This is a genomic window from Microcystis sp. LE19-131.1A (genome assembly GCF_027532015.1).
GTDB classification, from domain to species: Bacteria; Cyanobacteriota; Cyanobacteriia; order Cyanobacteriales; family Microcystaceae; genus Microcystis; species Microcystis ichthyoblabe_A.
Genome location: NZ_JAPZSS010000161.1, coordinates 1 through 14,158 on the forward strand (window position 1 = coordinate 1; position 14,158 = coordinate 14,158).

The window sequence follows — 14,158 nt, forward strand, 5'->3', positions numbered from 1 at the left end:
ATAATACAGTGAGTTCTTTTCTTCTTCCGTGAATTCTAGGTTAATCATGTTTTTAATGAGTGCTTTGCTTCTAATTATGACTCTTAAACTATACTATTGTCCTTGAGTAAAAAATGCAAGTTGCAGCCGTGCAAAGTATAATCAAGACCCAGACTTTCCCCTAACTTTCTCTCGAATTGATTGACAGAAACCCTCACTATACCCAAACTGGTTCTGATATTTGCCATGCAATCTTCTCAGTTTTTACCTGTCATTGAAAGTCTCGCCACTGGCACTCCGGGCAATCTTGTCCGACAAACGGATGCCGCTAAATTTTTAGCTAACCTCAAAGGTCTAGAGAAGAATCAACACCGTATCGAAAAAATCTACGAACATACCCGTATTGACACTAGGCATCTAGCGATTAATTTATTAACCGAAGAAACTGTTAACTTTAGCCGAGAAAAGGGAACTATTGAACAACGAATGCAAATGTACGAAAAATATGGGCTTCCCCTAGCAGAAGGTGTGGCGAGAAGAGTTATTTTAGCCGCATCGGAGCAACAGAAAAATCATAATCCTTTGAGTACAGAAAAGATCGAGGATTCTATTGGTCTAATCGTATTCGTCACCAGTACAGGCTTTGTGGCCCCGGGTATAGATGCTCAATTAATTAAAAGCTTAGGACTTCGACGCAACATTGCTAGAGTGCCAGTTAATTTTATGGGTTGTGCAGCCGCAATGAATGGTTTACGAGTAGCCTGTGATCATGTAAGAGCCAACCCTGAGCATAAAGCTTTAGTAATTTGTTTAGAATTAAGTTCTATTAATGCCGTTTTTCAAGATGATTTAAATGACATTATCATTCATAGTATTTTTGGTGATGGTTGTGCGGCAGTAGTAATCGGAGCCTACGAACCAGAACAAATACAAGGTCGAGGAAAATTTATCATTCGGGATAATTTTAGTTATCTGGCTGAAAATACCGAAGACGGGATTACCTTAGGCATTAGAGACAATGGTATTACCTGTCTGCTGTCCCGTCAATTACCTGATTATATTGAGTCTGGTGTCGGTCGAATTATTACTAATTTTCTGAATAGTCATGAGATAACCAAGGAAGATATTGATTTATGGATGGTTCACCCTGGAGGGACAAAAATTATTGAAAAAGTGCAACTTTCCCTAGATTTAAATGATGAACAAGTGGCCGATAGTTGGGGAGTTCTCCGTCAATACGGCAACCTACTTAGTTGTGCGATTTTATTTGTAATGGAACGCATGATCTTAAGATTAGAACAAGGATGTGGGACGCAAGCTCTGAAACAAAATAAGAGCGGAGTTACTCGTCAAAACGCCGCATCTTTGACAGGTTTGGCCTTCTCTTTTGCCCCGGGAGTCGGTATTGAAGGAATTCTCCTAGAGAAGATTTAACCCCACCCTTGAAAATCTATCACCGGACAGGAGGACAAACTTAATGGAATTTTTGAGATTTTTGCTGGCCATATCCTGGAAACATATCACTATTGCTATCGTAGCAGGTTTACTTAGCGGTGTTGGCAATGCTCTTTTAATTTCTTTGATTAATCGAGAAGTCCATGAGGGTCATGCGGTCAATGCTCTACAATACTTTAGTATCTTGGCGATCTTTATTATAGTGACCAGCATTATCTCGCAATTTATGCTGATTTTTCTCTCGCAGAATGCTATCTATGAACTGCGAGTGAAATTGAGTAAAAATATTTTGTCCTCTCCTTTAGAACATCTAGAGATACTGAAAGAAAATCGTCTTTTGGTTAGTTTTACCGATGATGTTCATACCCTAACTCATGCAGTGGCATCCGTGCCGAATATTTGTGTGGATTTGGCTACAGTTGTCGGCTGTTTCGTTTACTTTGCTTGGCTATCTAATGCCCTTTTCGTCTTAACGATAGCTTCTACTGTTAGCGCCATCTGGTTTGTGCAAACGATCCTGAATAAAGCCGAACGTTTATTTTTTAAGTCGAGGGAAGAAGAAGACACCCTATTTAAGCATTTTAAAGCCTTGATGGGCGGCATCAAAGAACTCAAGCTCAATCAGTCCAAAAGGCAGGCTTTTATGGAGAAGGAATTGCAGAGTAGTGCCGTACGGCTTCGGCAACTAAATACCAAAGCTATGAAAAGATTTGCGATCGCTAACGGTTTTGGACAACTATCTCAGTTTCTCAGTTTGGGATTTATTCTGTTCATTCTACCTTTGTTTTTAGACATTCCTTTAACGATGTTAGCCTCCTATGTTTTAATTGGTACTTTCATCGCCTTGCCAATGCAGAATATGCTCAATCGCATTCCTGAATTAGTCCGGGGAAATATTGCCCTGCGAAAAATTGAAAGGATGAAATTATCTCTCTCCAGTCTCTCGGAAGCAGATACCCTAGTTTTATCCATCAGTCCCTCCTGTCAACTACAATTTCAAGCTGTCACCTATCTCTATCACCCAGAATTACCACCTTTCCCCCCCGAAGGTTTCCCCGAAGGTCATCCACCTTTCCCCCCCGAAGGCCATCCACCTTTCCCCCCCGAAGGCCTTTCTCAAGGTTTTGCCAATAGTTTACCGGCACTGGCACCAGAATCCCCCTCCTCCGAAAGGAAACTAATTCCCTTTCCATCCCATCCCCCCTATTCTCAAAAAGGCAACCCGCCACCACCGCCAAGGACAGATGAAAAGGGGTTTCTACTCGGACCAATCAGCTTTTCTTGGCAACCGGGGGAACTGATCTTTATTATTGGCGGCAATGGCAGCGGCAAGTCAACTTTAGCTAAACTAATTACAGGACTATACCCACCCCTATCGGGAGCAATTTATCTCAATGGTAAACGTATTACCCAAGATAATGTGGAGTGGTATCGTCAACATTTCTCGGCAATTTTCTATGATTTTTACTTATTCGATAGTTTTCTTGGTTTTGATCGCCCCAATCTCGATCAAGAGGTGGAAAATTATCTGATACAACTGCAATTAGCCCATAAAGTTACGATCAAAAATGGAGTTTTATCCACCACAGAACTATCTCAAGGACAAAGGAAACGACTGGCTTTATTAACAGCCTATTTAGAAGATCGTCCTATCTATGTGTTTGATGAATGGGCCGCCGACCAAGAACCCCGTTTTAGGGAACTATTCTATAAACAGATACTGCTACAACTGAAAGAAAGAGGAAAAATAGTTATTGTTATTAGCCATGATGAGCGCTATTTTCATCTAGCCGATCACATTATTAAGCTCGATTATGGTGCTGTGGAATCCGAACAGACTGCTCAACAATCAGGTTCTCTCTAAATTAACCCGCCAGTTTCCTACTCACTATGTCAGATACTTCCTCCTTCCAAAAAGTTAACAAACAGCCCACAATTAGCTGGGTATTGGGATTACTAGCTTTATTTTTAGCCATTGGTGGTATTGTTCTCGCCTATCGTCAGTTTGGGCATACCCCCCACCGGGATAGTTCCCGTCCGCTGCCTGTAGCCGTGGAACAGACGGATCTAACGATCATCGTTTCCGCTAATGGCACTGTGGAACCGGAAAAAGTGGTTAATGTTAGCCCTAAAACAGCAGGAATTTTGAAGGAACTGCTAGTAGATGAGGGTTATACTGTCAAAAAAGGACAGATAATTGCTAAAATGGACGATTCTGATTGGCAGGGTCAATTGTTAGAATCCCAGGGCAAACTAGCGGCAGCCCAAGCTAATCTCCGCAAACTAATCGCCGGTAATCGTCCCCAAGAAATCGCTCAGGCCCAAGCGAAACTGGAAGAAATAGAAGCAAACCTACAAAAATTGATGGCTGGTAATCGTTATCAGGAAATTGCCCAAGAAAAAGCTCGTTTAGAAGGTTTAAAAGCCATTTTCAAAAAATCTGATGATGAATATCGTCGCAATCAGCTACTTTTCAACGAAGGAGCCATATCTCAACAGACTTTAAACGAAAAACTGGCAACCAGGGATAGCGCCCAGGCTGCCGTGATTGAATCCCAAGAAAAGCTATCTCTCCTTAAAGAAGGAACTCGCTCGGAAGAAATTGCTCAAGCAAAGGCGGAAGTGAGAAATCAACAACAGGTCTTAGACCTTCTCCAAGCAGGAACAAGACAGGAGGAAATCGATCAAGCACGGGCGGAGGTGACTACTGCTCAGGGTTCTCTACAAAATGTCAAAACTCAGATTGAGGATACCATCATTAAAGCGCCCTTTGACGGGGTGGTTACTTTTGTCTACGCTGAACCGGGGGCCTTTGTCGCTCCTACTACGACCGGCAGTTCCGTATCTTCGGCCACTTCTTCCTCGATTTTATCCCTGGTTTCACAAAATGAAGTGGTCAGCAATGTAGCAGAAAAAAACATTGATAAGATCCGGGTTGGGCAAAAGGTGACGATTACAGCCGATGCTTATCCAGATAAAGTATTTCATGGACGAGTCTCTCTGATTGCCACCCAGGCAACGGTAGAACAAAATGTCACCAGCTTTGAAGTGAAAGTGACCCTAGAAGAAAAGGCGGCCAGGGAATTAAAAGCAGGAATGAATGTTTCTGCCGATTTCCAAGTCGGCCAACTGAAAAACGCTTTAACCGTGCCAACTATTGCCGTTACCCGTCAGAACGAACAAACTGGTGTTTTTGTCGGCGCACCTAACCAACCACCCCGATTTGTCCCCATTACCACTGGCGTTACTATCGGCAATCGTACCGAAGTCAAAAGCGGACTCGATGGCTCCGAACATATCTTAATTAATCCACCTTCGGACACCCGACCACCCCAGGGTTTTTCTTGGCAAAGTCTCTTTGGTGGTGGGGGGAATGAACCGGCTGCTGGTGGCCCTCCCCCCGGTACCCCACCACAGGGAGCCTCACCCCCCCCAGGTGGGCCGCTCTAATCATTACTAGGGTCAACCTTGGCAGCTGTTTTAAGGGAAGGATTGGCGTTGTATGATCAGTAGGCTTGTTGACAATCCCCGAAGCGCTCAGGCGAGGGATTCTTGAAGCTCATCACTGCGCTTTCTGGTTTCCCCTACTCACGTCTTAAACGATTATGTCCTATCCGAACCTACTAGAATATCACTTGTTATCTAGTTGTCCACTTGTGGATAGCTCTCCAAGCGTTTTGGTCTTTCAACCAAGATTCGGGTATGCCCTACCCTATCTGCCTTACGGCAAAATGTTTTTAGTTTATTTCAGCCTTGGAAAAGACTTACTCCCCTGTTTTAAGAGTTTTCGGGTGGCTCTTGTCTTCTTTTTTCTCCTCAAAAGTGCCGTACTATTGCAACGGGATTTCCACGATGTGAGCGGCATTTCAACCTGTTGACTCTTAGATTTTAACACAACTGTTTAGAGTTGTGCTTCGTGTCACTGAGCCTTGACATTGAGCCTTGACATTGAGCCTGTCGAAATGTGTCGAAATGTGTCGAAATGTGGACACTGAGCCTGTCGAAGTGCTGTTCTATATTGGTCGGCTTTTCATCTCCGAGGTAAAACCGAGGGTTTCTTCAAGCCGACATTTAAGGTAAATGCAATACAGATCAGAATCTATTGTTTGATGGATATCCCCTCTCTACTCCACAGGGCAGAAAAGGCCCTACTCCCCATCTTTTCGGAAATTGACGCACAGGTCAAGGAAAATCTCCGTAAAGTCCTCGCTGCTTTCCGTGAAAACCGCGTCGGGGTGCATCATTTCGCCAGTGTTAGCGGTTATGGTCATGATGACTTGGGACGGGATACTTTAGATCAAGTGTTCGCCCACGCCCTGGGGGCCGAAAAGGCGGCGGTGCGGGTACAATTTGTTTCAGGAACCCATGCGATCGCCTGTGCCTTGTATGGGGTTCTTCGACCGGGGGATGAGATGTTAGCGGTAGCCGGTGCGCCCTACGATACCCTAGAGGAAGTAATTGGAATTAGGGGCAGTGGTCAAGGCTCTTTAAAGGATTTTGGCGTTAGTTATCGCCAATTAGAGCTAGATTCTACTGGTGCGATCGATTGGTTGGCTTTAGAAACAGCAGTTAAACCCCAAACCCGTTTAGTACATATTCAAAGATCCTGCGGTTATTCCTGGCGATCGAGTTTGTCTATTGACGAAATCGAGAGAATTGTCCGTATAGTTAAACAACAAAACCCGAATACGGTCTGTTTTGTCGATAATTGCTATGGGGAATTTATCAACACCCAAGAACCCACCGACGTGGGGGCAGATCTAATGGCCGGTTCTCTAATTAAAAATCCCGGAGGTACAATTGTCACGGCCGGGGGATACATAGCAGGTAAAGCGCAATTAGTGGAAATGGCCTGCTATCGTCTGACAGCACCGGGGATCGGTAGCGAGGGAGGGGCAACTTTTGACCAAAATCGTCTCCTTTATCAGGGATTGTTTCTAGCGCCGCAAATGGTGGGAGAAGCGATGAAAGGCAGTCATTTAATCGCCTATGTGGGTGATAAGTTGGGTTATCCGGTCAATCCTGCTCCTTTTGTGCCTCGACGCGATATTATTCAAGCGATTAAACTCGGTTCCCCCGATAAGCTGATTGCCTTCTGTAAAGCCATTCAAGCCTATTCTCCCATCGGTTCCTACTTGGATCCCATTCCTGCCCAAATGCCGGGCTATGAGAGCCAAGTAGTGATGGCTGGTGGCACGTTTATCGATGGTAGCACCTCGGAATTCTCCGCCGATGGACCCCTCCGGGAACCCTATATCGTTTTTTGTCAGGGGGGAACCCATTGGACCCATATTTCCCTAGCTTTAGAACAAGCGATCGCCGCTTTGTTGAATGGTTCCCCTCAGCTTCCTTCTCTCCCTTAGTTAAAATCCTAACTTCCTGTCTTTGTGGTTAACAAAAAGGGGACTGTCAGGGGGCAAAAGTTCCATATTAGTATTTAGGCTCTCTTGGGTTTGGTGGGTAAAATGTATTCTTGAGATATAATTCTGCTGGCGAGCGAGTGGCACGAACCACAAAGACACAAAGGACACAAAGATCGGTCGCTCCTATATAAGTTAAACTTATCACACAAAGAATAAGAGAGTCGTATTTATTCCTTTTTTATTTTTGTTAAGGACTTATTGATTGATTTAGGCTCTTTTTTTGGGTAATTCCTAATTTTTAAGATCAATGTAGATTGACAAAAATGAGATGCACCCAGTTTCCAACTTGTCTAACTCGATGCCAGACGGGAAAATAAGCACAAATCTAACTATACTCATTAGAATATAAATATCAACGACCACGATTAAAAACTCTTATGCGGGTAACTCTAAAATCGGCCTTGAGTGACAGTAATATCGACGCTAATCAAAGCAGCAGTCAACGTCAACTGATGCTATCGATCGCCGCCACCAGTGAACAGATTGACACAAATTTACCAATTAATCTTTGTTTAGTTCTCGATCATAGCGGTTCTATGCAGGGAAAACCCCTAGAAACGGTCAAAAAAGCGGCTTTAAGTTTAATAGAATCCCTCGGAGTTAATGATCGTCTCTCGGTGATAGCTTTCGACCATCGCGCTAAAGTTATTCTTCCCTCCCAATCGCGACAGGATGATCTGACCTTAATTCGCTCAAAAATTCAACAATTACGAGCGGGAGGAGGTACGGCGATCGATGAAGGGATAAAATTAGGCATTCAAGAAAGTTCCAGCGGCAGCAAAGGTTATGTATCTCATATTTTTCTGCTTACCGATGGTGAAAATGAACACGGAGATAATCAACGCTGTTTAAAATTAGCCGCAGTAGCAGCTGAGTACGGCATCACCTTAAATACCTTCGGTTTTGGCGATCATTGGAATCAAGATATCCTAGAAAAAATTGCCGATATCGCCGGCGGCAGTTTATCCTATATCGAAAGACCCGAACAGGCTTTAATTGAATTTACTCGTCTGTTTAACCGTCTGCAATCTGTGCGGTTAACTAACGCTTTCCTGCAATTAGAATTAGATGCTCGGACTCATTTAGCCGACTTAAAACCCATTGCCCAAGTTGCTCCAGAAACTATAGAAATGAGCTTACAAAAAGAGGGCAATTTTTACATCACCCGTTTGGGGGATTTAATGATAGATGAAGAAAAAATTCTCCTCCTCAATCTCTATATTGACCAAATTCCCCCCGGTACTCACACCATAGCTAAGGTGAAGATTCGCTACGATGATCCCGCTTCCGGTCAAAAAGGGCTAGAAACTGCGACTTTTAGCCTTGATATCACCTCCCAAGCTCTCTATCAATCCCAATTAAACGATCAAGTTCAGAAATCAATTCTGACTTTAGCCAAATATCGTCAAACCCAAATCGCCGAAGAAAAATTAAAACAGGGCGATCGAGCAGCCGCAGCCACCATGCTACAAACCGCAGCCAAAACGGCCCTACAATTGGGAGAGAAAAATGCCGCCACTGTCCTCCAAACTAATGCCACCCGTTTACAGGTGGGAGAAGAATTGAGCGAGGGAGATTTAAAGAAAACCCGTATTATTGCTAAAACAAGACTACAAACCGATGAATAAACTACTTATTGAAACAAAATCCCAATTCCTAGCAAAGCAATTGTCACTCCGAAAATCGCCCGCAAGTTAATCCGATCCCCCATCATGGCTGCGATCGGTAAGACAAATAAAGGACTGGTAGCGGTGAGAGTTTGGGCAATACCCACAGGAGAGAATTTTAAAGCAGTTTGCTGTAACCAAATTCCTAAAAAGGTACTGCCGAAAGCGGTGACAATAATAATAGCAATCAGACGCAATGACCAGTTAATCGGTGGTGATGATTCCTGACGGCGAAAAAACATCAGAATTAACACTATTCCCGTCCCCGCTAACAGACGAAACAGGGCACTCTGCAAAGAAGACATTCCCGACTGCACCAGTGCCTGACGAGATAAAACCGCCCCCACCGCTTGGGAAATCGCCGCAATTAAAGCCCAGGCAATTCCTTGCCGCCAGGGGCGTTGACTATTGATTTCGGGAGTTTTTTCGGAAATAACCCAAGCAACCCCGAAGATGGTCAAAATAATGCCAATATAAGCCGATATTTTCAGGGATTCCCCCAAAAAAGTCGCCGCTAGAATCGCCCCCAAAGGAGGCGAAAGGGTTTCTAACAGGAGGGTTTTTCGCGGTCCCAAATAATTGAGGGCGGTAAAATAGGCCGTGTCACCGATTCCTATACCAATTGCGCCACTTGTCAAGAGTATAAATACCGAACTTTGCTGATTAATATCGCGCCATTGTCCGGAAAGGGGCAGCGTCAGGGCAATTAAAGCGATTGCGACTACTCCTTTCAGAAAATTAAGCAATAAAGGCGGGATTTTCTGGCCTAATAGGCTATAAATCGCCGCAGAAACCGCCCAAAGCGCCGCCGCACTCAAAGCCGCTATCTCTCCCGTTAAATTTTCACCGAGACTAAATCCGTTGAGCATTATCATATTTGTCAGGAGACAGTATTAAGAAGACTCCGAGACTATTTTTATTTATTATCCCCACTTCCCACACCCCCGCTAATTTAGTGATTTAATAAAACCGACCACTGCTGCAGAAGATAAAAACTATGTGTATTCTCGGTTTTGATCCGGGTAAGGATAAATGTGGAATCGCGGTCAGGTCATCGACGGGGAAAATTTATACCCATGAGGTGATATCATCGTCACAGGCGATTGAGCGTTTAGCCAGTCTCTGTCAACAATATCCGATCGAATTATTGGTGATGGGGAATCAAACCACCTCAAAAAGTTGGCGCGAAAAAATTGCCGCTCGTGTCACCGTCCCGATTACTCTAGTAGATGAACGCAATAGTACCCTAGAAGCTCGCGATCGCTATTGGCTGATGTTTCCCCCCAAAGGATTACAGAAACTCATCCCCCAAGGTATGCGTCTTCCTGATCGCCCCATTGATGATATAGTAGCGATTCTGCTGATTGAACGTCATTTACAGTCAAAATAATGTCACACTACAAAATAGACACAGCAGGGTGAATTGACGATGCTCCTAAGTAAAGGTTTTGAAGTGGAAATGTACACCGGAACAGCAGCCGGAGAAATTATCGGTTTATCCGATCGCATTGTCAAGGATTTAGATGGTTTTGTCCGGGAACCGGATAGTCGTAACGTAGAATATACCACGGCTCCCATGACTAACTATGACCGTCTTTTATGCGCTACTTTAAAACCTCGTCTGGCTCTACGGCAATATTTGCGTCGTTTAGGCGATTATACCCTCATCCCCGGCAGTACCCTCTCCTTGGGCGATAGTCAATATTTTTATCGCAGTGACCCCCACAATCCCTATCATGACTATATCGAACAGACCTACGGCACTAATGTAGTCACGGCCAGTATTCATATTAACGTCGGTATTAGCGATTATGAGAATTTAATGCGTGCCTGTCGCTTAATTCGCCTAGAAGCTCCTTTATACTTGGCTTTAAGTGCTTCCTCTCCTTTTCTCGATGGGAAAATCACTGGGTCCCATTCCCGTCGTTGGCAAGTTTTCCCCCAAACTCCTGCTTATGTTCCCCTCTTTGAGAGTCATAAACATTTTGTCACCTGGACTGAGGAACAATTAAAACTCGGTACGATGCAGAATGTTCGTCATCTCTGGGTTTCGGTACGTCCTAACGGTAGCAATCGTCCCTATAATCTCAATCGTCTAGAATTGCGAATTTGTGACCTGATTGCTAATCCTATTAGTTTATTAGCAGTTATGGCTTTTTTAGAGGCCCGTTTAACTCAACTTTTACAAGATCCCCAATTAGACCCCTTAATTTTAAGTCAATTACCCAGTAGCAATCGCAGCGAGGATTTATTAACTTTAACCCAAGAAAACGAACAGGCTGCCGCACGTTTTAGTCTTGATGCCACCCTGAGACATTGGTACGATGGCCGGGAAATCTTAGCTAGGGATTGGATTAAAGACCTCTATGTTCAAGTTTATCCCGTTGCTAAAGAAAAGGGTTTTAGTTGTTTCCTCTCTCCCCTACAAAAAATCCTCCGTGAAGGTAACACCGCACAACAATGGTTAAAACAATCCGACCAGGGGATGGATGTTAAAAGTATTATCAAACAGGCGATTATTACCCTAGAAAAACAGGAACGAGAGTTAGAACATAAATTATGTCAACATATTCTAGTTGCCTGAATAAAAGACTTTTTCTCTAATTATTTGGCTCTCTTGAGGTTATATCGACAACATTTTTTAGGATGATAGGATAAGCTGGAATTATCGAAACCGTAGAAATAATAGATAAAATGAGTAATCTCCTCTGGCCGCGTTTCCTCAAGAAAGCTTACCGTCAAGAACCAATAACTAGCTTTATCTTTACCGCAGCGGCAATAGATGTCATCATCGGGGTTCTAGGACAAAGATGGACACTGCTATCCTTAGGGGCAACGATTATGGCGATCGCTATATTCGCCAGGTGGCAACAGAGCCAAAAAAGCAAGGCAATCAACAAAGAAGAAGCAGCAAGATACTATTTACCGCCCCAATCAAGTCAAGTAGCTTTACCAACCCTGAAAAACGAAAAAAATCGACCTTCTTAGCTCAAAAATCTCACCTTGCTTGGCAATCAATCCCCTTAAAGGCTAGAATCTATAGCACCGTTCATTTGTTAATATTCAACTAAATTTATGAAATTCCGATTTACGGGTGGGGAGAAACTTGTCGGAGCAATTGTGGTCACTGTCCTAACCACGCTGACAATCGGGCAACATCAGCTTAGTCATGCCCAAAATCCCATTGCCCCCCCTAAACCCGCGGCTGAAAGTGGCGAAAAAACCCTAGAAACTATCCTAGTAGAAGGTTTAGGCAGACTTACCCTCGCTAAAACCTTAGAAGGGCAACAATCCACCCCTAATGCTGTGATTTTCAGCCCCGATAACCAATTAGTTCTCGCTGGTGGTAGTGATACGGATCCTCTCCTGAGAATTTGGTCCGTAAAAACAGGGCAAAAAGTTTCCCAAACTCGCGCCCAAAGAACCAGCGTCAAAGCTTTAGCCATTAGTCCCAACGAAAGATTATTAGTTAGTAGCGGTTTAGATGGTTCGATTAATTTTTGGAATCTGGTGGAAGGCAAGTATTTGGGAATTGCCCTCGAACACGGTAATACGGTCCTCGCCCTTACCGTTACTCCCGATGGTAAAACGTTAATTAGTGGTGGTTTGGAAGGAATTCGCCTCTGGACAGTGCAACCCCCCCGCCGTCCCCTCTATCGTTTAAATTGGGTGGGTAATTTTGTTTATTCCTTAGGCATGAAATCCGATGGTGTCACCCTTGCCAGCGGTCATGAAAACGGTGAGGTACATTTTTGGGACATCCGCGAGGGCAAATTGTTATCGAAATTTGCTGCCCATCCCCAAGCGGTGAGCCAGCTTTTATACACTCCCGACGGTAAAAATTTAATTACGGGTAGTTTAGACCGCACGATTAAAATCTGGGATACGAGCAATAATCAGTTATTATTTACCCTCGTCGGTCATACGGCCCGAATCCGTTCCCTGGCACTCCATCCTAAGGGACAAATTCTCGCTAGTGCTAGTAATGACGGTGTGCGTTTATGGGATGTGACCACGGGGAAACAATTGGCCTGGTTTGATAATAATTCCGACTGGGTGGAATCCCTAGCTTTTAGTCCCGATGGGCAGTATTTAGCTAGTGGTAATTATGATTTTAAAATTCGCCTCTGGCAATTCGTTCGTTAGGCAAAAATGCCCGCATTTAGCCTTTAACCACTTCTAGAAAAGCCGATTTCGCCGCTGCCTGTTCCGCTGCTTTTTTGCTTCTGCCAGTTCCCACTCCTAATTTTTGCTCATTTAACCACACTTCCGCGCAAAAACGTTCTTGATCTAAGCCATTGATTTCTTTTACTAAATATTGCGGCAGTTTTTTGTATTTTGCTTGTGTCCACTCCTGTAAGGCATCCTTATAATTCTGGCGGGCCGGATCTCGACGGATTTCGGCCGCTTTTTCCCGCAGTGGTTCATCTAACCAAGAACGCACTAAAATCATTGTCTGTGTACTAAGATATAATGCTCCCAAGACCGCCTCAAAAGCGTCTGCTAGTCGAGAAATTCGCCCCGCCCGATCAATACTCGTACTACTTGATACCAATAAATAACGCTCGAAACCGTAGCGATCCGCAAATTCCGCCAGAGTGCGATCGCTAACCATCATCGATCGCAGGGCAGCAAATTCTCCCACGAGCGCCTCCGGATAGGTTTCTAACAATACCTCCGCCGCCACGAGTCTTACCACAGAATCGCCTACAAATTCCAATTGTTCATAATTCTTATCACGCGAAACACTGGGATGAGTTAGGGCCAAATCTAATAAATCCCACCTGACGGGGACATCAGCTGATAAACCCAGCTTTTCCACTAGGGTTTTTAATTGTTTTTGGCGACGCGGATCACTTAAGGACATGGGAGCGGGAAGAAGGGGGTGTGGGGTGTGGGGTGTAGGGTGTAGGGTGTAGGGTGTAGGGTGTGGGGTGTGGGGTGTGGGGAGAATAAATAAAAGCAATCTCCTATCTCCTGAATACTGACTCCTGACTCCTGATAACTAACTCCTGAATACTGATAACTGATAACTGATAACTGATAAAGGAGAGAGTCAGACATAAGCCGAATTCTGTATTTCCCAACAGCAGTAAAATTGCTTTTACCTTTGTTGGAATAGAGGTTATCTATCTGGGATAATTGTTACCAATTACCTCAAGCGGTTCCTAAAAACGGGACAGGAAAAAGACCAACCTTTGTCCCTCCACCTTGCTCCCCACTGGGGTTTACCGAGCCAGTACCTCTCGATACTGCTGGTGCGCTCTTACCGCACCTTTGCACCCTTACCCCCAATCAGTTATCAGTTATCAGTTATCAGTTATCAGTGGAAAGTTATCAGTGAAAAGTTATTAGTTATCAGTGAATTTACTTTCGTTACTGATTACTGATTACTGATTACTGAAAAAAGGGGGCGGTATTTTTCTGTGGCACTATCCTCACGCTCACGCGCACTGGACGTTATCCAGCAAGTGTGGTCTTTCGGGAGTTCGGACTTTCCTCGGAATCATTAATCAAATGACCCCGCAACCTCTAGACTAACTCTCTCCTATTCTCTAGTATGACTTACCAGAGACTCGATCGCCCATATATCCTAGTCAATAATCAGTGATCAGTAAACAGTAAACAGTGAAA

The 14,158-nt window shown here is 44.2% G+C and carries 11 protein-coding genes and 1 other RNA gene; 9 read left to right on the plus strand and 3 right to left on the minus strand.

Features of this window, described 5'->3' with window-relative positions; genetic code table 11:
- Window positions 1-225: 225 nt before the first annotated feature.
- The 5 genes from O9323_RS12850 (at window position 226) to O9323_RS12870 (ending at window position 8,485) form a co-directional block, all read left to right on the plus strand.
- Window positions 226-1,413: a type III polyketide synthase gene (locus O9323_RS12850; RefSeq protein ID WP_288125236.1), complete on the plus strand. Its 1,188-nt coding sequence runs from the start codon at window positions 226-228 to the stop codon at window positions 1,411-1,413.
- Window positions 1,414-1,456: 43 nt separating this feature from the next.
- Complete coding sequence (locus O9323_RS12855) at window positions 1,457-3,298, plus strand: ATP-binding cassette domain-containing protein (RefSeq protein WP_288125237.1); 1,842 nt, start codon at window positions 1,457-1,459, stop codon at window positions 3,296-3,298.
- A 26-nt stretch (window positions 3,299-3,324) separates the two neighbouring features.
- Entirely contained in the window at window positions 3,325-4,884 is a 1,560-nt protein-coding gene (locus O9323_RS12860; protein WP_288125238.1) for an HlyD family secretion protein, read from the plus strand.
- 659 nt (window positions 4,885-5,543) lie between these two features.
- Window positions 5,544-6,797, plus strand: coding sequence for a methionine gamma-lyase family protein (locus O9323_RS12865; protein WP_288125239.1), 1,254 nt, complete (start codon window positions 5,544-5,546; stop codon window positions 6,795-6,797).
- 437 nt (window positions 6,798-7,234) lie between these two features.
- Window positions 7,235-8,485 carry a vWA domain-containing protein gene (locus O9323_RS12870; RefSeq protein ID WP_002732528.1) on the plus strand — a complete coding sequence of 417 codons (1,251 nt, stop codon included), beginning with the start codon at window positions 7,235-7,237 and terminating at the stop codon, window positions 8,483-8,485.
- 5 nt (window positions 8,486-8,490) lie between these two features.
- On the opposite strand, the gene O9323_RS12875 is transcribed toward O9323_RS12870, so the two are convergent.
- Window positions 8,491-9,393, minus strand: coding sequence for a DMT family transporter (locus O9323_RS12875; protein WP_288125240.1), 903 nt, complete (start codon window positions 9,391-9,393; stop codon window positions 8,491-8,493).
- 128 nt (window positions 9,394-9,521) lie between these two features.
- On the opposite strand from O9323_RS12875, the gene O9323_RS12880 reads away from it, so the two are divergent.
- The 4 genes from O9323_RS12880 to O9323_RS12895 all read left to right on the plus strand — a co-directional run bounded on the left by O9323_RS12880 (window position 9,522) and on the right by O9323_RS12895 (window position 12,670).
- Entirely contained in the window at window positions 9,522-9,914 is a 393-nt protein-coding gene (locus tag O9323_RS12880) for a pre-16S rRNA-processing nuclease YqgF (protein WP_002755538.1), read from the plus strand.
- A 39-nt stretch (window positions 9,915-9,953) separates the two neighbouring features.
- Complete coding sequence (gene gshA, locus O9323_RS12885; protein ID WP_002755536.1) at window positions 9,954-11,108, plus strand: glutamate--cysteine ligase; 1,155 nt, start codon at window positions 9,954-9,956, stop codon at window positions 11,106-11,108.
- A 110-nt stretch (window positions 11,109-11,218) separates the two neighbouring features.
- On the plus strand, window positions 11,219-11,512 hold the full coding sequence (locus O9323_RS12890) for a hypothetical protein (RefSeq protein ID WP_002755534.1): 294 nt from the start codon (window positions 11,219-11,221) through the stop codon (window positions 11,510-11,512).
- A gap of 87 nt (window positions 11,513-11,599) precedes the next feature.
- On the plus strand, window positions 11,600-12,670 hold the full coding sequence (locus tag O9323_RS12895) for a WD40 repeat domain-containing protein (protein WP_288125241.1): 1,071 nt from the start codon (window positions 11,600-11,602) through the stop codon (window positions 12,668-12,670).
- Between the two features lie 16 nt (window positions 12,671-12,686).
- Here the strand turns inward: O9323_RS12895 and rnc are convergent, their stop codons facing one another.
- Both rnc and rnpB read right to left on the minus strand, forming a co-directional pair.
- Complete coding sequence (gene rnc / locus O9323_RS12900) at window positions 12,687-13,391, minus strand: ribonuclease III (RefSeq protein WP_002748582.1); 705 nt, start codon at window positions 13,389-13,391, stop codon at window positions 12,687-12,689.
- 181 nt (window positions 13,392-13,572) lie between these two features.
- Window positions 13,573-14,069, minus strand: an RNA gene (rnpB, locus tag O9323_RS12905) — RNase P RNA component class A.
- Window positions 14,070-14,158 lie beyond the last annotated feature (89 nt).

Bases quoted from the DNA above. Each gene is read 5' to 3' on its own strand.
- O9323_RS12850 (WP_288125236.1), top strand. From the start codon at position 226: ATGCAATCTTCTCAGTTTTTACCTGTCATTGAAAGTCTCGCCACTGGC.
- O9323_RS12855 (WP_288125237.1), top strand. From the start codon at position 1,457: ATGGAATTTTTGAGATTTTTGCTGGCCATATCCTGGAAACATATCACT.
- O9323_RS12860 (WP_288125238.1), top strand. From the start codon at position 3,325: ATGTCAGATACTTCCTCCTTCCAAAAAGTTAACAAACAGCCCACAATT.
- O9323_RS12865 (WP_288125239.1), top strand. From the start codon at position 5,544: ATGGATATCCCCTCTCTACTCCACAGGGCAGAAAAGGCCCTACTCCCC.
- O9323_RS12870 (WP_002732528.1), top strand. From the start codon at position 7,235: ATGCGGGTAACTCTAAAATCGGCCTTGAGTGACAGTAATATCGACGCT.
- O9323_RS12875 (WP_288125240.1), bottom strand. From the start codon at position 9,393: ATGCTCAACGGATTTAGTCTCGGTGAAAATTTAACGGGAGAGATAGCG.
- O9323_RS12880 (WP_002755538.1), top strand. From the start codon at position 9,522: ATGTGTATTCTCGGTTTTGATCCGGGTAAGGATAAATGTGGAATCGCG.
- gshA (WP_002755536.1), top strand. From the start codon at position 9,954: ATGCTCCTAAGTAAAGGTTTTGAAGTGGAAATGTACACCGGAACAGCA.
- O9323_RS12890 (WP_002755534.1), top strand. From the start codon at position 11,219: ATGAGTAATCTCCTCTGGCCGCGTTTCCTCAAGAAAGCTTACCGTCAA.
- O9323_RS12895 (WP_288125241.1), top strand. From the start codon at position 11,600: ATGAAATTCCGATTTACGGGTGGGGAGAAACTTGTCGGAGCAATTGTG.
- rnc (WP_002748582.1), bottom strand. From the start codon at position 13,391: ATGTCCTTAAGTGATCCGCGTCGCCAAAAACAATTAAAAACCCTAGTG.